Below are 19,483 nucleotides of genomic sequence, written 5' to 3'. Positions count from 1 at the left end.
CTTCATATATTAAAGGAGTGATGAAATTGACTCTAGCTGAAGCAGTAACAAGTAGATTAAAAGCTATATTTAACATTCCTGAACTGGAAAAAAGAGTTACATTTACGCTGCTTATGATACTTGTCGCAAGAGTGGGAATTCATATTGCAGTTCCTGGAATAAATCAAGAAGCTTTTAAAAATTTTCAAAGTAACAATGCAATTGCTCAATTTTTAAATTTATTTTCTGGTGGAGCGGTGGAAAGAGCGTCTATTTTTGCATTAGGAATAGTTCCATACATTAACGCTTCGATTGTGTTTCAATTACTAGGAGTAATTTTTCCTAAAATTGATGAAATGCAAAAAGAAGGTGGAAAAGAGAGAGATAAGATAACTCAATGGACTAGATATGTAACTATTGTATTGACATTTATTCAATCATTTGGAATAGCAATTATGCTACAAAACCAAGGTTTAGTATTGGAGCCGGGAGCTAAGTTTGTAATTAGTACAGTAGTTTTAATTACAGGTGGAACTTCGTTTCTTATGTGGATTTCTGAAAGAATTTCCATAAGAGGAATTGGAAACGGGACTTCAATGCTAATTTTCTTAAATATTGTTGCAGGATTGCCAAATGTTGTAAATCAGATGATGATTTCGCTAAAATCAGGAATGGGAGCAGTTTTACAGACATTGTCATTTGTGGCTTTTGTTGTATTTATTGCTCTTATGGTGTATGTTCAGTTAGCTGAAAGAAGAATTCCGATTCAATATGCAGGAAAAGGAAGTCTTGGTTTTGGTGGAGGAACAAGTTCAGTTGGAAAAAGAACTTATTTACCGTTAAAAATAAATATGTCTGGAGTAATGCCGATCATTTTTGCTTCAGTATTAATGGCAGCACCACCATTTTTAGTGGGAATGATGAAAAGTGGAAGAATAAAAAATATATTGACCGCTCAGTTTGAGCCAAAAGGAGCATTATATTTATTATTGTTCGCAGTATTAATTACAGTTTTTTCATTTTTTTATACACTTACAATAGCTTTTGATCCAGAAAAAGTTGCCGAAGATTTGAAACAAAGTGGAGGAACAATTCCAAGTATAAGAGCTGGAGCTGAAACGGCAGATTATCTAGAAAAAGTTGCAACGAGAGTAACATTTGGAAGTGCCCTGTTTTTATCAGTATTGGGAATTATGCCAAATATATGGTTTGGATATGTACTAAATCTTCCTGTTATGCTTGGGGGAACAAGTTTATTAATCTTAGTCGGAACAGCGGTAGAATTACTACTTCAAATTGATTCTTATCTAGCGGTTAAAAAAATGAAAGGTTTTATATCAAAAAAACATAGATAAAAAATAAAGTGCTTTTGAATGTTTAACATTTTTAGCACTTTTTTTATTTATTTTTTTAAATAATTTTTTTTCAAAAAATAAGAAATAAATTCTAATATGATTGCAACTGAAAAAATTAAATAGACAAAAACTCCAATTTCTTGAATGTCAAAGTACATCGTTCCCGCCATAAACATATCATAACCAATTCCACCAGCTCCAGCAGCAGCTCCAACTAAAACGGCATTTGTAAAATTTATTTCAAAACGGATAAAAGTCCAAGATAAAATAGAAGTAATCGTGCTTGGGAAAATTGCGCAAAATATAATTTGCCAAAAGGATGCTCCAGTTGATTTTAATGCTTCTATAATCCCGCTGTCAATTTCTTCAAAACTTTCCGAATATGCTTTTACAAGATAAGCCACGCTGTGAAAAGTCATTCCAATTACAGCGGCTTCCACTCCGATATTTGCCACAACTGAAAAAACCATAACCCACAAAATAGTTGGAATCGCACGAATAAATGACATAATCACTTTTATAATTTTTGAACTTTTTTCACTTGCCAAATTTTTTGCAGAAAAAAATGCTAAAAAAAGTGCAATTATTGAACCGATTATTGTTGAAAGTACAGCCAATGCAATTGTGATTACTAGATTATTTAAAACTTCTAAAAAAGTATATCTTTCAGATAATCTTGGCGCAAAAAACATCAGTTTTAAGTCTTTAAGCAAACTTTTTGTTGCAATTTTTATATTTACTCCGCCAAAGTCCATCGTTGCAAATGTATAAATTGTCAAAAGAAATAAAATTGTAAAAGTTACGTATAAATATATCTTTTGTTTTGTAATTTTTCTTATTTTTATATTTTTATAATTGTCATTCAAATTAAAGTCACTTCCTTTTTTTCTTTCTTACACAAACAAAGAAACTCTCTTTCTCTCTTTCTTTCTTTACTTTTCTTTTTCTCTTTTTTTATTTTTATTTTTTTTTCTTTACATCATTTCACTTCGCAGTTTGTTAGAAAGCAATTCAATACTTATTACAATTATTGTAACAATTAAAATTACCAATCCTGCAGCGTCGTATCTAAAACTTCTGTAATATAAGTTAAATGTAAATCCAATTCCTGTTCCTGTCAAAATTCCGATTAATGTCGCTTCTCTTATGCTATTTTCGATAAAATATAGAAGCCATGAAAGAAATTGCGGAAAAACGGTTGGAAAAACTCCGCAAAAAATAATTTGCAGATAGGACGCTCCAGTTGATTTTAACGCTTCGATGTTATCGGTTGCAACTTCATCTATCGTTTCTGAAAAAGCTCTTGTTAAATAGCCGAAAGTTATAAAAAATAGCGATAAAAATCCAGTAAACTCACTTTGTTTAAAAGAAAAAAGCAGGATTAAAGACCAGGCAACAACTGGCATGTTTCTAAAAAATGAAGCTATAACTTTGGATATAATTTTTGTTACAATATTGATTCCTGTGGTATTTGAGCCAATAATTGACAAAAATAATGCAAATGCCGCTGAAACCATTGTAGAACTTATGGAAAGCAAAATAGTTTTTATGGCAGAATCAAAGATTACTGGAAAATATTGAACAGAATTTTTGGTTGGAATAAACTTTTGAAATAGCCAAATTATTCCAGACGGGATTGAGAAAAAAGCAGTTCCATTTTTAAAACCAGCCAAAACAGCCGAAATTATGTAAAGTCCTACAAGCATTACAAAAAATGTGATTTTTGAGTAAAGCCGTTTTTTGAAAATATCTTTTTGATTTAACTCCATAAAATCCTCCTACTCATTCTCTTCGTTTTTATAAACATCTTCAATTATTTTATCCGTTAAATTTTCAACTTTGCCGTCAAAAACTTTTTTTCCCTTGTTAAGTGCAATAATCCGAGTTGAATATTTTTTTGCAATGTCGACTTGGTGAAGATTTATTATACAAGTAATTTTCATTTCTGTAACAATTTTTTTCAAATAGTCCATTATATTTTCTGAAGATTTTGGATCAAGAGAAGCGATTGGCTCGTCGCATAAAAGCAGTTTCGGATTTTGCATAATTGCTCTGGCAATTCCAATTCTCTGTTTCTGCCCACCAGATAATTCGCTACACTTTTGATAAGCATATTTAGTCATATTAACTTTTTCTAATAAATTAAAGGCTTCTTTTTTTTCTTTTTTTGTGTAAATTCCAAAAATGGAAGAAAATGTGGATTTGTAGCCGAGCTGACCATGAAGTACATTTTCAATAGCCGTAAGCCGTTCCACCAAATTATAATTTTGAAAAATCATTCCCATTTCTCTGCGGATATTTTTAATTTCTTTTTTTTTCATATTTGTAATATCGTGATTTTCAAAATAAATGGAACCAGAAGTGACATCAATCATTTTGTTGATGCTTCTAAGTAAGGTTGATTTTCCAGAACCAGATGGTCCAATTATTGAAATAAACTCTCCTTTTTCCACATCTAAAGAGACATCATTCAAAGCGTCTATCCCATTTTTATATCTTTTTGAAATATTTTTTATACTGAGTAACATAATTTTCCTTTCCGAAAATATAATTAATAAACTTTTTAAATATATTTTTAAAAGAGTTAAGTTAGTATCAGTATATCATTTTTTCTATTATTAGTAAATATTTATTATAAATTTTAACTTTTTATTAAAAAAAAACCAAAGTAAATTTTCAATAAATAAAATATTAAAGTTAAAAAAATCAATAAAAATTTTTATTTAAATTTTACTTTTTTTTGTTACAAATCTAAAAAATTGTGATATAATTTTAAATTAAAAGCACAAAAAATTATTAAAAATTTGGAGGAAAATTGAAAAATATAAAAGAATATTTTTTATTAATTTTATTTTTAATTTTCAGTTTTAGTTGCAGCAAATTTGAAAAAAAAGATTCAAAAAATGGAAATAACGAAAAAATTAAAGATAAAAAAGAAATTTCAATTATTGGTGTCGGAGACATCATGCTGGGAAGTAATTATCCAAACGAAGATTTGCTGCCAAATACGAATATTTTAAAAAATGTTGAAAGTATTTTACAAAATGCCGATATAACGGCTGGAAATTTGGAAGGAACATTGTTTGACAAGGGAGGAGATCCAAAAAAATGTGAGAATCCATCAGTTTGTTATGTCTTTAGAATGCCTTCAAAATATGGCAAGTATTTAAAAAACGCTGGTTTTGACTATTTGAGCTTGGCAAATAATCACAGCAACGATTTTGGCGAAGTTGGAATTTTGCAGACAATGGAAAATCTTAATTCATTGGGAATTAAATATTCAGGAATCAAAGAAAAAGCGGAATATTCAATATTAGAAAAAGATGGCATAAAATATGGATTTGTATCATTTGCGCCAAATTCTAAAACTGTTGATATAAATGATTATGAATATGCTTCAAATCTTATAAAATCTGTAAAAGAGAAGTCTGATATTGTAGTTGTATTTTTTCACGGTGGAGCTGAAGGAAGGGAACATGAGCATATAACTCGAAATAATGAGATTTTTCACGGCGAAAATCGAGGAAATGTGTTTAAATTTGCTAGAAATGCTGTAGATTCAGGTGCTGATATCGTTTTTGGACAAGGTCCGCACATAACTCGTGCGATAGAACTTTATAAAAATAAATTTATTTCATATAGCGCTGGAAATTTTGCTACTTTTGGAAATATAAGTTTATCTGGAATAAATGGAATTGCTCCAATTTTTAAAATAAATATTGATAAAAACGGAAATTTTATCAATGGAAAAATTATATCTATAAAACAGGAAAGCGGAATTTCCAAAGTGATGTTGGACACAAGAAATTCAGCCACTAAAAAAATTATTAATTTAAGCAAAGCTGATTTTCCTGAAGGAAATAATCTTGAAATTTTGGAAACTGGAGAGATTAACAAAAAATAAAATATTTTTAAATATTTTTTGAAAAATAGTGAAAATTTAAGAGTTTAAATTTTATCGCTATTTTTTTTATTTTCTAATCTTTTATTTTCTAATTTAGTAGAAAAAATAGAAATTTACTGATATAATGAAAGTAGACATAAAGAATAAAAAAAAGTAAAAAAAAATGGAGAATCAAGAATAAAAAATAAAGAATAAAGAGTAAAGAAGAAAAAATAAAAAAATCAAAAATAAAAAAAGAAAGAGGAAAAAATGGTACAAAAATTTAAAAGAATGGCAAAATTATCAGAAGTTCTCTTTAAATATGGATTTGAAGAACTTTTTGACCGCAGCGGAATTGAAAAATTTATTCCGAATAGAATTAAACAAAAAAGCAAGAGGATTGAGAATATAAAGGCAACTTCGTTTCCTGAAAGAATTAGAATGGCGATGGAAGAATTAGGACCGACTTATGTCAAATTAGGTCAGATGTGCAGCAATAGAACGGACATTTTCTCAGAAGAATTAATCGTGGAATTCCAAAAACTTCAGGATAAAGTTGAGCCGGAAAAAATAGATATTTATGAAAAAATAAAAAAAGAATTAAATATTGATCCGTTTCAGCATTTTGAAGAAATTGAAGAAAATCCAATAGCCTCTGCTTCGATGGCACAAGTTTTTAAAGGAAAATTAAAAGATGGAAGCAAAATTGTTCTAAAAGTTAGAAGGGAAAATATAAAAGAAATTGTAGCAGCAGATTTGCTTGTGATGAAAGATTTAGCGGCATATCTTGAAAAAACAAATGAAGAAATAAAAAAGATGAATTTATCATACATAATAAATACTTTTGCAAATTCTATCACAAAAGAGCTCTCGTTCAGAAATGAATTAAACAATATGGAGCGCTTTGCAAATAATTTTAAAAATGATGAAAGAATTCATGTGCCAATAACTTTTAGAGAACTTTCAAACGACAACATTCTCTGTATGGAATTTATTGATGGATTTAAAATTACAGACAAGGAAAAAATTGAAAAATATGGATTTTTGCCTCAGGAAATAGCAAGAGCAGGATTAGATTTGTATATTAAACAAGTTTTAAAATATGGATTTTTTCATGCTGACCCGCATCCTGGAAATATTTTGATGATGGAAGATGGAAAAATTGTATTTATTGACTTTGGAGCGATGGGAAGCCTTTATCCGCAAGATAAGGAACTTTTGGAAAGTCTTTTGCTATATTTTGTACAAAAGAATATAAAAAAGGCGATAGAAAAAATTAGAGAGCTTTCGGTTATTTACAATGTTCCCGATGAAAAAAGTCTTGAGCGGGAATTGACAGAGATTGTGTATATGGTCGATGGAAATTCGTTAAATGAAATTAGCTTGGGAAATATTTTTGAAAAAATAAGAATTATTTTAGGAAAAAATCAAATCACACTTCCTGAAGATATTTATCTTTTGGCAAAAGGGATTGGACAAATTGAAGGGATAGGAAGATATCTGGATCCATCTCTTAGTATAACAGAAGTTATGAAACCTTATGCCGATGAAATTTCAAAAAAAAGATTGAATCCAATTTATGTTTTTGAAAAAGGCAGCCAAAGATTTTCTCAAATATCTGAAAGTTGGCTCTCACTTCCTGAAGATTTAAAAAGTATATCTCAAAAACTTTTAAACGGTGAATTAAAGCATAAACACGAAGTCATCGGATTTAAAGAACTGCAAAAGACACTGGATAGGCTTGTGACTGCAATAATTATTGCGGCATTGCTCATCGCTTCGTCGATATTGGTATTGTCAAATGTTCCGCCAAAAATAAATGGAATTCCAGCGCTTGGTTTTTTAGGCTATGTAATTTCAGCAATTTTGGGAATCAATGAGATAATAAAAAAAAGAAAATAAAAATGTTATAAAATAAAAAAAATAGGAAATAAAAAAATTTTCCTATTTTTATTTATATAATTTAATTTTGAATTTGCGAATTTAAATTATTTTTTTTGTCTGTTTGATTATTTTCGTTTGCTTGGTTATTAATATTTTTTGAATTTGGTAAACTATTATTTTTATTTTGCTCATTATTTTGTGGTTCCAATGTTACAACTTTATCGAGTGACAACAAATCTTTTTTTAGTGTATCAAGTTTACTAATTTTAACATTCACATTTTCAATAAGGCTTTCAATCGTTTTTGTCTGTTCCGCATATTTTGTCATCAATTGGTTATAGTCATTAGTTTTTAAACTTTCCATTTTTTGCATTAAAAGTTGTTTTTCTTCATCTGTTAAAACCGTGTTATTCAAGTTTTTAAAACTATTGTTTTCTGATACAACTTCAGAAATCAATTTTATTGCTTTCCCAGAAATCAAATTATTTTTTAAATATTCAATTACAAGATCTATTTTTTTATCCGAATACAATGTTTTTATCAGCAAATCATTTTCATGGGAAGAAATTTGATAATTTCCATCTTTTTTATTTATCAACGCTTTTAAATTATTTTGAGAAATATATCCATTTAAATTTTGTGGATTTTTTAAATCGTTTATCACAACTTCCCCATTATTTATTTTGATATTGCTAATAGAAAGTTTTAATTTTTCAATTTCTTTTACTAAATTTACAATTTTAAAAGATCTATTTAATGTATCGCTAATTACTTTTCCTTTGTCCATAAAAATATATAAATTCATATTTTGAATATTATTATTATTCATTTTATTGACATCATTTAAAGAAATTTCTTTTTCCAGTTTTTCAAGTTCATTTGAAACATTTTCTAGCATAAGATTTCTTTCATCTTCAATTTTTGAAACAGTTTTTTCCGCATCTTCCTTCTGTTCATTAATTGATTTTACAAGCGGGTCAAGTTCACTGTTCAAATCCAAAATCTTTTGAGCTTTAGTTTTCAAATCTTGAGAAGTGTTGTAGTCATTTTTTAGAACATTTGTTTTTATTATATTTTCTCTTATTTTATTATAAATAAAATCGTCAATGTTATTTGCTAAAACTTGAGTATTCAGTGTTGTCTGGCTAACAAACTCGTCCGTTGACTTAGTTTCTTTGTTAGAATTTGCCGGCACTTCCAGTTTTTCAACAAAATTGTCAATTTTTTTATCTTTTTCGCTATATATTTTCTCCAAATTAACTTCTTCCAATTTAAGATTTGCCAATTTCACAGAAGGAATCATTTTAAATAGACCACTTCGAGTTGGGATGACAGTAGCTCTACCTTTTCCCAAATTTTTTCCATTTACTACAAAATTGTCAAAAGTCATCTCTTTATTTTTAAAAGAAAATTTCACATTTTGAAATTCTGAATTTTTTGTCTTAGTCATATACGAAATAATATTATTTGAAAAAATTACTCCACCAAGCAAAAAAAATAGAACTAGTAAAAATAAAACGAGTATAAATTTTAAAAATCTCATAAATTTCTCCTTATTAAATAAGCTGTCAAAAATAGAAAATCTTTCTATTTCAAACAGCTCCTATTTTTTATTATTATTTAGTTAATATTAATTATTTGACATCTTTTATTTTATCAGCTATATTAGTTAGCTTAAATTCGTCCGCTACCGATTTCATAAAAGTTTGTTGTTCCATTTGCCTTTTTTGCGTTCTGATTTGAGTTTTTATATCTTCTTTAACTGTTTCAAAAGGAATTTGTCCCTTAGGGTTTTTTTGTAATACTTTTACAATATATAATTCATTTGTTCCAACAGGAATTACACTATTTACAACTTGGCCATTTGAAACAGATTGCACAGCTTTACTGATTGGTTCAAAGCTCTTTGCCAATTGTGACATTGGTATTTCTTGAGTTTCCCCAGTTCCAGTGCCTGAATTACCGTTATATTTTTGAACAAAAGAAGTAAAGTCTGCTGGATTTGCCATAACTTCTTTCAAAGCTGCATCAGCTTTTGCCTTATCACTTGCTCTAAACACGATAAGCTGTAACTTTACAGTATCTTCAGCTCTTTGAAATTTTGCAACATTCGCATCATAAGCTGCTTTTGCGTCGGAATCAGACACCTTTACTTTTTCATTCAAGTCATTTACTATCGCAAGAGAAGCTAGAGATTGTTCTTTTAAAATATCTTCACTTTCTGTATATTTTTTATCTTTATCCAGTTTTTGTTCTTTCGCTTTTAAAACTAACGCTCTGTTTAAAGCAATATTTTGAATAATATTTTTTTTCATTTGAGTTATTTGATCTGGCGTTAAATCTTTTTGTGAAACTCCACTAGAAAATAAGGATTTTTCTAGCTCAAGGTTTACTTCGTTTTCATACACTTTTATCTTTTTGTCATCCGATTCAAATAAGACTTTTCCACCTTTTCCGCTATTTCCACATGATATAGCGAATGCACAAATTGCCGCTGCAACTATAACTAATTTCATTTTATTCTTCATTAGACTGTCCTCCATTTTTAATTACAATTAAGTAAATCTTTTTTCTTATTTTATATGCTTTTATTCTATTATAGAATTATACTTTTGTCAAGATATTTATAAAAATACAAAAATTAAAAAAAATTCTTGAAAAAATCTTAAATAAGTGTTATTATATATCTGTAATTTTATTCGGGAATAGTCTAATGGTAGGACGTCTGGCTCTGACCCAGAAAGTAGTGGTTCGAATCCATTTTCCCGAGCCAAATAAATAAAAAGTTATAAATAGATATTTTTTAAAAGAGAAAGAGTTAATTTCTCTTTTTTTTATTATATTTAATTAATTAGAAAAAAATGTGATAAAAATACATTTAAATTAATTAAAAAAAATCCCTATATCAAAAATTTTAATTTTAATTTAATATAAAATCTTTAATTTTATTAGTATTAATCACAAGTCTGAAAAATATAAAAGTACCTAAAAAATTAAATTTATAATTGTTATCATAAAAAATAATTTTAACATTATAAATATGGGGTCAAAATAATGAAATTGGACTTGGAAGAAAAAGATCTTTTGAGAGAAATAATAAATTTTAAAATTATAAATCGGAAGGACATTGAAGAAAGATACGGTTTTAATCGGTTAAAATATATGCTTATAAAATTCAATGAAATTTTAAAAAGTATTGGTGAAGAAAGTATTTACAGTAATAAAGATTATATTTATTATTTTGGGAATTACACAACAAAAATTTTTAAATTAGAGAGTAAAGACAAAAAATTAAAAATAACATATAGAAGAGAACTAATCGAACTATTTCTGCTTTTCAGTAACAAAAAATTAAGTATTTACAGAATTATAAAAAAAATGAATTTAAAAGAAGATGAAAAAAATAAAGTAAAAAGGGATGTTCAAAAAGTATTATTTAAATATAAAATAAAGTATTCGGAATATAAAAATTTTGAAAATACAAAAGAATTATTTAAGAGTAAAGGATATAAAATAAATAAAATCAGAGAACAATTTTTAAGAGAAATTTTGTCCAAGAGATTAGGAAGAGAAAAGAATAATATTTATTCAGAAAATTTCTATCTTGAAAATTTGGAATTGACGTTGGGCATAAAAAATATTACATACATAAAAAAAACAATATTTTCATATTTGGATGAGAAAACCATTATAAATTCTACAAAAGAAAAATATGAAATATTGACTAAATTTTTGATAAATTTAAAAATTCAAAAATCCGAAGCAAAAAAAGAAATTTTTTTTGAAGAACAAATGCAAGAAGAATATTTTGAAATGATCGAAAAAATTTTGAAAAAAGAAAATATAAAATTTTATCCCAAAATAATAAAAGAGCTTTACAAAAAAGTGAATAAAAACTTAAAAAAAGAAAAATCTGAAGTTGAAAACATAAATAATAAAATCAAAGAGAATTTGTTAAAAGAAAATTTAACAGAAACTAAAATAGAACTCTATAAAATTGAAGAAAAGAGACAAAACCACAATAATCAAGAATTTATAGATAAAAAAATAAAAAAAATATATGTGTTTCCTGATGAATTAAAAAGAACAAAAACTTTAGTTTTAATGGATGTAGAAGAAAGTAAAGTTTCAAAAATTTTTTATGAAATACAAAAAATGGCAGGATTTTTAGAGATAATGGAAGTCTGTAAATTGAGTGAATTTAAAAAGAGCATAAACAAAACTGAAAAAAGATATGGACAAATAGTAATAGTTTCCACTTCGAGCAGAATAAATGATATAAAAAATCTCTCAAAAATACCAATATATTTATTGAGTATAGAAAATTTAAAAACATCTATGACATCAGTAAAAAGAAAAGATTATTTAATGGGAAAAATTCTTATATTAGAAGATTTGATCAAAGAATATCAAAATTTAATTTCAGAAAGAGAAGCAAGTATCAGACTTATAAAAAGAAATAAAAGAAGAAAAGAAAGAGAATTACAAAAGAAAAAGAAATTATTAGAAATTAAAAGTAAGATCGAAAGAATGAGAAAACAAAAAAGTAAAAAAGCAAAAAAATTCAAAAAAAGAGTTGACAACGGAAATTTTTTTTGATATAATATATTCCGTCGATTGGGAAAAGGTCGGCGGAAGGACAATGGAAAGAGAAGAAGAAAAAGCAGAGTGATAGATAAAAAGATATAAGTCAAGGCTTAGCAATATATCGTCAAAGACAAAAGGTGAAATATAATGTTGAATGAAGAGTTTGATCCTGGCTCAGGATGAACGCTGACAGAATGCTTAACACATGCAAGTCGATGGGGAAGCGGCGCTTGCGCCGTGGCAACCATGGCGGACGGGTGAGTAACGCGTAAAGAACTTGCCGGATGGACCGGGATAACAGCTGGAAACGGCTGGCAAGACCGGATACTATGGGCTTACCGCATGGCTGTCCCATGAAAAGGGATGCCGTCCGAGAGCTTTGCGTCCTATTAGCTGGTTGGTAAGGTGACGGCTTACCAAGGCGATGATAGGTAGCCGGCCTGAGAGGGTGGACGGCCACAAGGGGACTGAGATACTACTCCTACGGGAGGCAGCAGTGGGGAATATTGGACAATGGGGGCAACCCTGATCCAGCAATTCTGTGTGCACGAAGAAGGTTTTCGGATCGTAAAGTGCTTTCAGCAGGGAGGAAGGAAGTGACTGTACCTGCAGAAGAAGCGACGGCTAAATACGTGCCAGCAGCCGCGGTAATACGTATGTCGCGAGCGTTATCCGGAATTATTGGGCATAAAGGGCATCTAGGCGGATAAGTCCGGGGTGAAAACTGCTGGCTCAACCAGCAGCCTGCCTTGAAACTACCCGGCTGGAGTGCTGGAGAGGTGGACGGAACTGCACGAGTAGAGGTGAAATTCGTAGATATGTGCAGGAATGCCGATGATGAAGATAGTTCACTGGACGGCAACTGACGCTGAAGTGCGAAAGCTAGGGGAGCGAACAGGATTAGATACCCTGGTAGTCCTAGCTGTAAACGATGATTACTGGTGTGGGCATGAAGAGTGTCCGTGCCGAAGCTAATGCGATAAGTAATCCGCCTGGGGAGTACGGCCGCAAGGCTGAAACTCAAAGGAATTGACGGGGACCCGCACAAGCGGTGGAGCATGTGGTTTAATTCGACGCAACGCGAGGAACCTTACCAGATCTTGACATCCTCGGAAGGCGGCGGAGACGCCGCTGTGCCCTCGGGAGCCGAGTGACAGGTGGTGCATGGCTGTCGACAGCTCGTGTCGTGAGATGTTGGGTTAAGTCCCGCAACGAGCGCAACCCCTATCGCTAGTTGCCATCATTAAGTTGGGGACTCTAGCGAGACTGCCTGCGAAGAGCAGGAGGAAGGTGGGGATGACGTCAAGTCATCATGCCCCTTATGATCTGGGCTACACACGTGCTACAATGGCTGGTACAGAGAGATGCGACGCAGCAATGCCAAGCCAACCTCTAAAGCCAGTCCAAGTTCGGATTGAAGCCTGCAACTCGGCTTCATGAAGTTGGAATCGCTAGTAATCGCGGATCAGCAATGCCGCGGTGAATACGTTCTCGGGTCTTGTACACACCGCCCGTCACACCACGAGAGTTGTCTGCACCTGAAGCTGCCGGTCTAACCTTTCGGAAGAAGGCATCTAAGGTGTGGACAGTGATTGGGGTGAAGTCGTAACAAGGTATCCGTACCGGAAGGTGCGGATGGATCACCTCCTTTCTAAGGAGCATGTTTTCCTGCGCTTCTTCTTTTGATTTGGGCGTGTAGCTCAGGTGGTTAGAGCACTGTGCTGATAACGCAGGGGTCGCTGGTTCGAGTCCAGCCATGCCCACCATTACTTTTTGGGGATATAGCTCAGTTGGGAGAGCGCTGCCCTTGCAAGGCAGAGGTCAGCGGTTCGAACCCGCTTATCTCCACCAATTTTAAGGACAATGGGAAATGAATAGTAGGTAAAAGATTACAACAAAATAGATTATTCTGTTTAATAAAAAAGCTAATTAAGAGCACACGGAGGATGCTGGGCAATAACAGCCGAAGAAGGACGCGATAAGCTGCGATAAGTCAGAGATGCACATAATCAATGACGCCTGAATCTCCGAATGGGGCAACCCGCATGCTTGAAGAGCATGCACGAGAGTGGTAAGCCTGCGAACTGAAACATCTAAGTAGCAGGAGGAAAAGAAAGTAAAAACGATTCCCTGAGTAGCGGCGAGCGAACGGGGAGAAGCCTAAACCGTGCCGGTGCCAAGCTGGCAGCGTTGCCGGCGCGGGGTTGTGGGATTTCATACGACTGACGCCATAATGTCTAAGTGGTGGCAGCAAGTAGAATCAGCTGGAAAGCTGAACCGTAGAAGGTGACAGTCCTGTACACGTAAATGCTGAGCCATGACTTGAAACTCCCGAGTAGCGTCAAGCACGAGGAACTTGGCGTGAATCAGCGTGGACCATATCACGCAAGGCTAAATACTGTTATTGACCGATAGTGAAGAGTACCGTGAGGGAAAGGTGAAAAGAACCCTGTGCAAGGGAGTGAAATAGAATTTGAAACCGTGTGCTTACAAACGGTAGGAGCCCTTCGGGGTGACTGCGTGGATTTTGGTTAATCATCCTGCGAGTTATGATCAGTGGCAAGGCTAATTAATGAAGCCGAAGGGAAACCGAGTCTTAACAGGGCGGCTAAGTCGCTGGTCATAGACGCGAAACCTAGTGATCTATATTGTCCAGGCTGAAGCTGAGGTAAGACTCAGTGGAGGTAGAACTCACCGCCGTTGAAAAGTTGGGAGATGAGATAGGTCTAGGGGTGAAAAGCCAATCGAACTAGGAAATAGCCCGTTCTCTCCGAAATGCATTTAGGTGCAGCCTGAATCTTAGATAACTGGGGGTAGAGCACTGTATGATCTAGGGGGCGTACTGCTTACCGAAATCAAGCAAACTGCGAATACCATTTATTACTGATTCGGAGTGAGTCCGTGGATGACAAGGTCCGCGGACGAGAGGGGAACAGCCCAGACCACCAGCTAAGGTCCCAAATTATGTCTAAGTGGGAAAGGAGGTGGATATTCACAGACAACCAGGAGGTTGGCTTAGAAGCAGCCATGCCTTGAAAGAGTGCGTAATAGCTCACTGGTCGAGAGTATCTGCGCCGAAGATGTAACGGGGCTCAAGACATAAACCGAAGCTGTGGAAGCCATGCCGCTTGGTAGGAGAGCGTTCTGTAGGTCTGCGAAGGCTGGAAGGCCTGCTGGAGACATCAGAAGCGAGAATGCAGGAATGAGTAGCGAGAAGGAGGGCGAGAATCCCTCCTAGGAAGTCCAAGGTTTCCGGGGAAGGTTTGTCCGCCCCGGGAAGTCGGGACCTAAGCGTAAGCAGAGATGTGATTGCGAATGGGAAACAGGTTAATATTCCTGTACCGCTGTCAGTCGCCTGAGTGACGGAGTGACGCAGCAAGGTATGTGAGAAGGCTGACGGAATAGCCTTTCTAAAGGCGTAGCCTGGGCACGCAGGCAAATCCGCGTGCCTAAAGGTGAGACCCTATGGGCAAGTGCTCCTGCACAAGTCACAGATCCTACACTGCCAAGAAAAACTTCTAGCGAGACTGGACAGCGCCCGTACCCTAAACCGACACAGGTGGACAGAGTGAGAAACTTAAAGTGACAGGATAACTCTAGCTAAGGAACTCTGCAAAATAGCCCCGTAACTTCGGGAGAAGGGGTGCCTGACATACCTGAGGGGAGAAGCGCCTCAAGGGGAAACAGCGCAGTGAAGAGTCTCAAGCAACTGTTTACCAAAAACACAGGTCTATGCTAAGCTGGAAGGCGACGTATATGGGCTGACACCTGCCCAGTGCCGGAAGGTTAAGAGGAGGAGTGAGAGCTCCGATTTGAAGCCCCGGTGAACGGCGTAACTATAACGGTCCTAAGGTAGCGAAATTCCTTGTCGGGTAAGTTCCGACCTGCACGAATGGTGAAATGATTTGAGAGCTGTCTTGGCTGGAGACCTGAAGTTGTAATGCCGGTGAAGATACCGGCTACCTGCAGTAGGACGGAAAGACCCCGTGGAGCTTCACTGCAGCCTGGCATTGGGTTCTGGCAACGTGTGTATAGGATAGTTGGGAGACTGCGAAGTTGAGGCGCCAGCCTCTTCCGAGTCGCTGTTGGAATACCAACCATATGCTGCCGGAATTCTAATCCGCTCGCGGAGACAGTGCTAGGCGGGCAGTTTGACTGGGGCGGTCGCCTCCAAAAGAGTAACGGAGGCGTTCAAAGGTTCCCTCGGGCTGGATGGAAATCAGCCTTCGAGTGCAAACGCATAAGGGAGCTTGACTGCAAGACCGACGGGTCGAGCAGGTACGAAAGTAGGAGTTAGTGATCCGGCGGTCCCTCATGGAAGGGCCGTCGCTCAACGGATAAAAGCTACCCCGGGGATAACAGGCTGATACTTCCCAAGAGTCCATATCGACGGAAGTGTTTGGCACCTCGATGTCGGCTCGTCTCATCCTGGGGCTGGAGAAGGTCCCAAGGGTTGGGCTGTTCGCCCATTAAAGAGGCACGCGAGCTGGGTTCAGAACGTCGTGAGACAGTTCGGTCCCTATCCACTGCAGGCGCTTGAGCACTGAAAAGATCTGACCTTAGTACGAGAGGACCGGGTTGGACAGACCTCTGATGTATCAGCTGTCACGCCAGTGGCACGGCTGAGTAGTCACGTCTGGTAAGGATAATCGCTGAAAGCATCTAAGCGAGAAGCCGGCTTTGAGATGAGTGCTCGCAGTATCCACAGAGAACATGTGGTCGATAGGCTGGGGATGTAAGCGCAGCAATGCGTTCAGTTGACCAGTACTAATATTACTTGGGCTTTTTAATCTTTTGCTCGCCTGCTATTTATTTCCCATTGCCCTTTACATCCATTCTTGTTTGGTGACCATTGCGGCAGGGATACACCCGGTGACATCCCGAACCCGGCAGTTAAGTCTGCTTGCGCCTACGATACTTGGCATGCGCCAGGGAAAATAGGCAGTCGCCAAACTTTTCTTTTTCTGCGTCTCCGTAGCTCAGCTGGTTAGAGCATCTGACTGTTAATCAGAGGGCCGCTGGTTCGAGCCCAGCCGGGGACGCCATTTTTTTTATTTTTTGGAGTGTTTCTATGGGAGTCAAAAGTAAGTTATTTGATAAGATTGTGATTTTTTGGAATGAAAATTTTAAATTTAGGTTGGGAATATTTTTATTAGTAACTATTTTTTTTGCTTTTAAATTTCTTGAAAAATTTGAATTATCGATAGATATGGCGATTATTTTTGTTGTTTATATGTTTTCAATGACTTTTCACGAAATTGCACATGGATATGTTGCATATCGTTTTGGAGATGACACGGCAAAAAATATGGGAAGAATAACTTTGAATCCCCTAAAGCATATTGATTTATTTGGAATGATTGTTCCTTTTATAATATTTTTATGTGGATTTAAGTTTTTAATTGGATGGGCAAAACCTGTGCCTGTAAACTTTTGCAAGTTGACTCCTCGAAAAAAAGGGATTTTTTGTGTCTGCATAGCTGGAGTTATGGTAAATTTTATTTTAGCAGCAGTTTCGTTAATTGTACTTCGAATTATTAGAAATGGACTTGGAATTGATAATAATATTGTAAAAATATTGATTTATATTTATTTAATAAATTTGTTGTTAGGAATTTTTAACTTAATACCAATAACTCCTTTAGATGGCGGAAGAATTGTCTATTTTTTTTCTTCTGGAAAAATAAAAAAAGTTTATGATTTTATTGAAAAATATGGAGTTGTAATAATAATAATGATAGCATATTTTGTAAATGAATATTTTTCTGATAAAATTTTAATAATGTTTGATTTTTTTCTTAAATTAACAGGAACAAATTTAGGTCTTTAAAAATTATATGTTATAAAAGTAGAAAGTAGTTCAGAATTAAAAATTTGAAAAGCTGTCTCATAAAAAAAGTACGAAACAGCCTTATAAAAAATAAAATTTAAAATTATCTTTAAATTTTAATCAAAATTTCCCTCATTTTTTCAAACTCACCCCAATTTTTTTCATTTACAAACTTCCTCCATCTTTCAAAATCATTTTCTTTCATATAATTTCTCAATGTGGAAGCATTTATTTTTATATCATCTCTGGAAATTACAATAAAATTTACAGATTTTTTTATTTTTTCACTAAACCAGCTCTTACATTTAGATTCTTTGCCATAAACAATACAATCGACTTTTCCCAAAATTTTTTCTGCTTCACAAAACAAATAATCCCCCCATTTTGTAACATTTCCAGCTCCCAAGTCAGCGAGTGGGGAAATTACTAATTTATTTTCCACAATTTCATTTTCATAAATTTTTTTTATCAATTTTTTCCTTAATTCATAGGAAAAAGGATTTTCTATTGTTCCAAATTTATCGCTAGAACCAATGAATACCAAAACTTTGTCACATATCTCAAGAGCTTTATTTATAATATATTCATGTCCATTGTGAAATGTTTGAAATCTTCCCAGAACCAAGCCTGTCTTATATTTTTTCATTAAAGTTTCTCCGTTTTTTTTTTATAAATTAAATATAAAATTTCAATATTTTTTTTAATATTTTTACAAGGGTTTATGACCTTTTGCTGATATAACCGCTTATTTACAGATTTAAACTTTTTTAATATTCTTTTTCCCGCTCCAGCCTAAATTTTACCGATGCCTTCAAATATTTTAAATATTTTTCATCATCACACATAACTTTCCCTTCCACATCACTTAATTTAGCAACTGGTCTAGCATTTACGTATTGAAGTTTGATTACAATATTTAATGGTTTTTCTTTTGTGTCATTAGTCACAAATGTTCCAATTCCAAAAGAAATTTTTACTTTATCTTTAAAAGTCTGATAAATCTTTTCAGCTTCATCAAAATTTAGTGAATCACTGAACAAAAGTGTCTTTGCCTTTGGATCTATTCCATATTTTTCGTAGTGATTCAATATTTTTTCAGCCCAAATATATGGATCTCCCGAGTCATGCCGTACTCCTGTATAGTTATTTACCATGCTTCTGTCAAAATCCCTTAAAAATAAGTCTGTTGTTATCGTGTCGGTAAGTGCTGTGCCGTTATCTCCCTTGTATTCGTCATACCAGTCTTTTAATGCGTAATGATTTGTGTAAGATAGCGGAATTGAGTCGATTCCCTGATACATTTGGACATATTCGTGTGCATAAGTTCCAATTGGCACTAAGTTGTATTTCATTGCCAAAAATACATTGGAAGTTCCGACCATATTTTGAGTTTCGCAGGATAATTTTTTTACTACTTCTTCCTGCCATTCTCTTGAAAGTCTTCTTCTGCAGCCAAATTCAGCAAATTTAAAATTATATTTTTTATTTTTAAAATCCAAAATTTTTTTCTCCAATTTTTCTTTTGCAGAAATAAGCAATTCATCATAATTAAATTTCATTCTAAAATACACTTCGTTAATAATTTCAAGCAAGTAAATTTCAAATTGCATAGCACTAAAAAGCGGACCTTTAACAATTACTCTAAGTTTTCCATTTTCAAGTACCATAGTTACATAATCTCTAATTGGATGCCACAGTCTTAAAAACTCGACGTAATCTGATTTTATAAATCTTATTGAACGTAAATAATTTAATTCTTCGTCTTTAAAACGTAAGCTGCATAAATAATCAATTTGCTCATTTATTTCTTCCAACATTTCTTGCGTAAAGGAAATTCCTGGAGTTCGACATTTAAAGTGATATTCTCCGACTAAATCCGTATGTTTGTGAAAGATTACCTGATTCATATTAAATTTATAAAAATCCGTATCTAGTAAAGATGTTATAATAGGTTTTAATTTCATT

The 19,483-nt window shown here is 33.5% G+C and carries 12 protein-coding genes, 4 tRNA genes and 3 rRNA genes; 12 read left to right on the top strand and 7 right to left on the bottom strand.

Annotation, left to right across the window (positions count from 1 at the left end; all coding sequences use genetic code 11):
* The first annotated feature begins 26 nt into the window (after nucleotides 1–26).
* Nucleotides 27–1,334 carry a preprotein translocase subunit SecY gene (gene secY / locus AB8B22_RS10250; RefSeq protein WP_369711957.1) on the top strand — a complete coding sequence of 436 codons (1,308 nt, stop codon included), beginning with the start codon at nucleotides 27–29 and terminating at the stop codon, nucleotides 1,332–1,334.
* Between the two features lie 47 nt (nucleotides 1,335–1,381).
* Here the strand turns inward: secY and AB8B22_RS10245 are convergent, their stop codons facing one another.
* From AB8B22_RS10245 to phnC, 3 genes are all read right to left on the bottom strand, one after another.
* Nucleotides 1,382–2,200 carry a PhnE/PtxC family ABC transporter permease gene (locus AB8B22_RS10245; RefSeq protein WP_369711022.1) on the bottom strand — a complete coding sequence of 273 codons (819 nt, stop codon included), beginning with the start codon at nucleotides 2,198–2,200 and terminating at the stop codon, nucleotides 1,382–1,384.
* A 108-nt stretch (nucleotides 2,201–2,308) separates the two neighbouring features.
* Nucleotides 2,309–3,103, bottom strand: coding sequence for an ABC transporter permease subunit (locus AB8B22_RS10240; RefSeq protein ID WP_369711021.1), 795 nt, complete (start codon nucleotides 3,101–3,103; stop codon nucleotides 2,309–2,311).
* A 9-nt stretch (nucleotides 3,104–3,112) separates the two neighbouring features.
* The gene (gene phnC / locus AB8B22_RS10235; RefSeq protein WP_369711019.1) at nucleotides 3,113–3,862 is read right to left on the bottom strand and encodes a phosphonate ABC transporter ATP-binding protein; all 750 of its coding nucleotides are present in this window, start codon (nucleotides 3,860–3,862) and stop codon (nucleotides 3,113–3,115) included.
* A 296-nt stretch (nucleotides 3,863–4,158) separates the two neighbouring features.
* On the opposite strand from phnC, the gene AB8B22_RS10230 reads away from it, so the two are divergent.
* Both AB8B22_RS10230 and AB8B22_RS10225 read left to right on the top strand, forming a co-directional pair.
* A complete protein-coding gene (locus AB8B22_RS10230; protein ID WP_419951020.1) occupies nucleotides 4,159–5,238 on the top strand; it encodes a CapA family protein in 1,080 nt (359 codons plus the stop codon).
* 249 nt (nucleotides 5,239–5,487) lie between these two features.
* Nucleotides 5,488–7,119 carry an ABC1 kinase family protein gene (locus AB8B22_RS10225; protein WP_369711017.1) on the top strand — a complete coding sequence of 544 codons (1,632 nt, stop codon included), beginning with the start codon at nucleotides 5,488–5,490 and terminating at the stop codon, nucleotides 7,117–7,119.
* Nucleotides 7,120–7,180: 61 nt separating this feature from the next.
* Here the strand turns inward: AB8B22_RS10225 and AB8B22_RS10220 are convergent, their stop codons facing one another.
* Nucleotides 7,181–8,644: a hypothetical protein gene (locus tag AB8B22_RS10220; RefSeq protein ID WP_369711015.1), complete on the bottom strand. Its 1,464-nt coding sequence runs from the start codon at nucleotides 8,642–8,644 to the stop codon at nucleotides 7,181–7,183.
* Between the two features lie 91 nt (nucleotides 8,645–8,735).
* Nucleotides 8,736–9,629: a peptidyl-prolyl cis-trans isomerase gene (locus AB8B22_RS10215; protein ID WP_369711014.1), complete on the bottom strand. Its 894-nt coding sequence runs from the start codon at nucleotides 9,627–9,629 to the stop codon at nucleotides 8,736–8,738.
* A 171-nt stretch (nucleotides 9,630–9,800) separates the two neighbouring features.
* Here AB8B22_RS10215 and AB8B22_RS10210 point away from each other — a divergent pair.
* The 9 genes from AB8B22_RS10210 (at nucleotide 9,801) to AB8B22_RS10170 (ending at nucleotide 17,518) form a co-directional block, all read left to right on the top strand.
* Nucleotides 9,801–9,874: transfer RNA gene (locus AB8B22_RS10210), tRNA-Gln, on the top strand.
* Between the two features lie 281 nt (nucleotides 9,875–10,155).
* Nucleotides 10,156–11,700: a hypothetical protein gene (locus AB8B22_RS10205; protein WP_369711013.1), complete on the top strand. Its 1,545-nt coding sequence runs from the start codon at nucleotides 10,156–10,158 to the stop codon at nucleotides 11,698–11,700.
* A 139-nt stretch (nucleotides 11,701–11,839) separates the two neighbouring features.
* Nucleotides 11,840–13,339 (top strand): 16S ribosomal RNA (locus tag AB8B22_RS10200).
* A gap of 38 nt (nucleotides 13,340–13,377) precedes the next feature.
* Nucleotides 13,378–13,454 (top strand) — tRNA-Ile (locus AB8B22_RS10195).
* 9 nt (nucleotides 13,455–13,463) lie between these two features.
* Nucleotides 13,464–13,539: transfer RNA gene (locus tag AB8B22_RS10190), tRNA-Ala, on the top strand.
* Between the two features lie 68 nt (nucleotides 13,540–13,607).
* Nucleotides 13,608–16,478: ribosomal RNA gene (locus AB8B22_RS10185) — 23S ribosomal RNA — on the top strand.
* A 51-nt stretch (nucleotides 16,479–16,529) separates the two neighbouring features.
* Nucleotides 16,530–16,642: ribosomal RNA gene (rrf, locus tag AB8B22_RS10180) — 5S ribosomal RNA — on the top strand.
* The 16S, 23S and 5S rRNA genes sit together here with 3 tRNA genes alongside, the layout of an rRNA operon.
* 14 nt (nucleotides 16,643–16,656) lie before the next feature.
* A tRNA-Asn gene (locus AB8B22_RS10175) sits at nucleotides 16,657–16,733 on the top strand.
* Between the two features lie 26 nt (nucleotides 16,734–16,759).
* Nucleotides 16,760–17,518 (top strand): site-2 protease family protein, encoded by a 759-nt coding sequence (locus AB8B22_RS10170; protein WP_369711012.1) that lies wholly within the window; start codon nucleotides 16,760–16,762, stop codon nucleotides 17,516–17,518.
* 109 nt (nucleotides 17,519–17,627) lie between these two features.
* Here AB8B22_RS10170 and AB8B22_RS10165 read toward each other — a convergent pair whose 3' ends face one another.
* A complete protein-coding gene (locus tag AB8B22_RS10165; protein WP_094079612.1) occupies nucleotides 17,628–18,164 on the bottom strand; it encodes an adenylyltransferase/cytidyltransferase family protein in 537 nt (178 codons plus the stop codon).
* Between the two features lie 121 nt (nucleotides 18,165–18,285).
* The gene (gene pncB, locus AB8B22_RS10160) at nucleotides 18,286–19,482 is read right to left on the bottom strand and encodes a nicotinate phosphoribosyltransferase (RefSeq protein ID WP_369711011.1); all 1,197 of its coding nucleotides are present in this window, start codon (nucleotides 19,480–19,482) and stop codon (nucleotides 18,286–18,288) included.
* Nucleotide 19,483 lies beyond the last annotated feature (1 nt).

Source organism: Leptotrichia rugosa (assembly GCF_041200005.1).
GTDB lineage: Bacteria > Fusobacteriota > Fusobacteriia > Fusobacteriales > Leptotrichiaceae > Leptotrichia > Leptotrichia rugosa.
Note: the sequence above shows the minus strand (reverse complement) of the source record. Positions and strands in the feature narration are given on the sequence as shown.

Coding starts and splice junctions, on each gene's coding strand:
- AB8B22_RS10240 (WP_369711021.1), bottom strand. CDS start 3,103: ATGGAGTTAAATCAAAAAGATATTTTCAAAAAACGGCTTTACTCAAAA.
- phnC (WP_369711019.1), bottom strand. CDS start 3,862: ATGTTACTCAGTATAAAAAATATTTCAAAAAGATATAAAAATGGGATA.
- AB8B22_RS10225 (WP_369711017.1), top strand. CDS start 5,488: ATGGTACAAAAATTTAAAAGAATGGCAAAATTATCAGAAGTTCTCTTT.
- AB8B22_RS10220 (WP_369711015.1), bottom strand. CDS start 8,644: ATGAGATTTTTAAAATTTATACTCGTTTTATTTTTACTAGTTCTATTT.
- AB8B22_RS10215 (WP_369711014.1), bottom strand. CDS start 9,629: ATGAAGAATAAAATGAAATTAGTTATAGTTGCAGCGGCAATTTGTGCA.
- AB8B22_RS10205 (WP_369711013.1), top strand. CDS start 10,156: ATGAAATTGGACTTGGAAGAAAAAGATCTTTTGAGAGAAATAATAAAT.
- AB8B22_RS10170 (WP_369711012.1), top strand. CDS start 16,760: ATGGGAGTCAAAAGTAAGTTATTTGATAAGATTGTGATTTTTTGGAAT.
- AB8B22_RS10165 (WP_094079612.1), bottom strand. CDS start 18,164: ATGAAAAAATATAAGACAGGCTTGGTTCTGGGAAGATTTCAAACATTT.
- pncB (WP_369711011.1), bottom strand. CDS start 19,482: ATGAAATTAAAACCTATTATAACATCTTTACTAGATACGGATTTTTAT.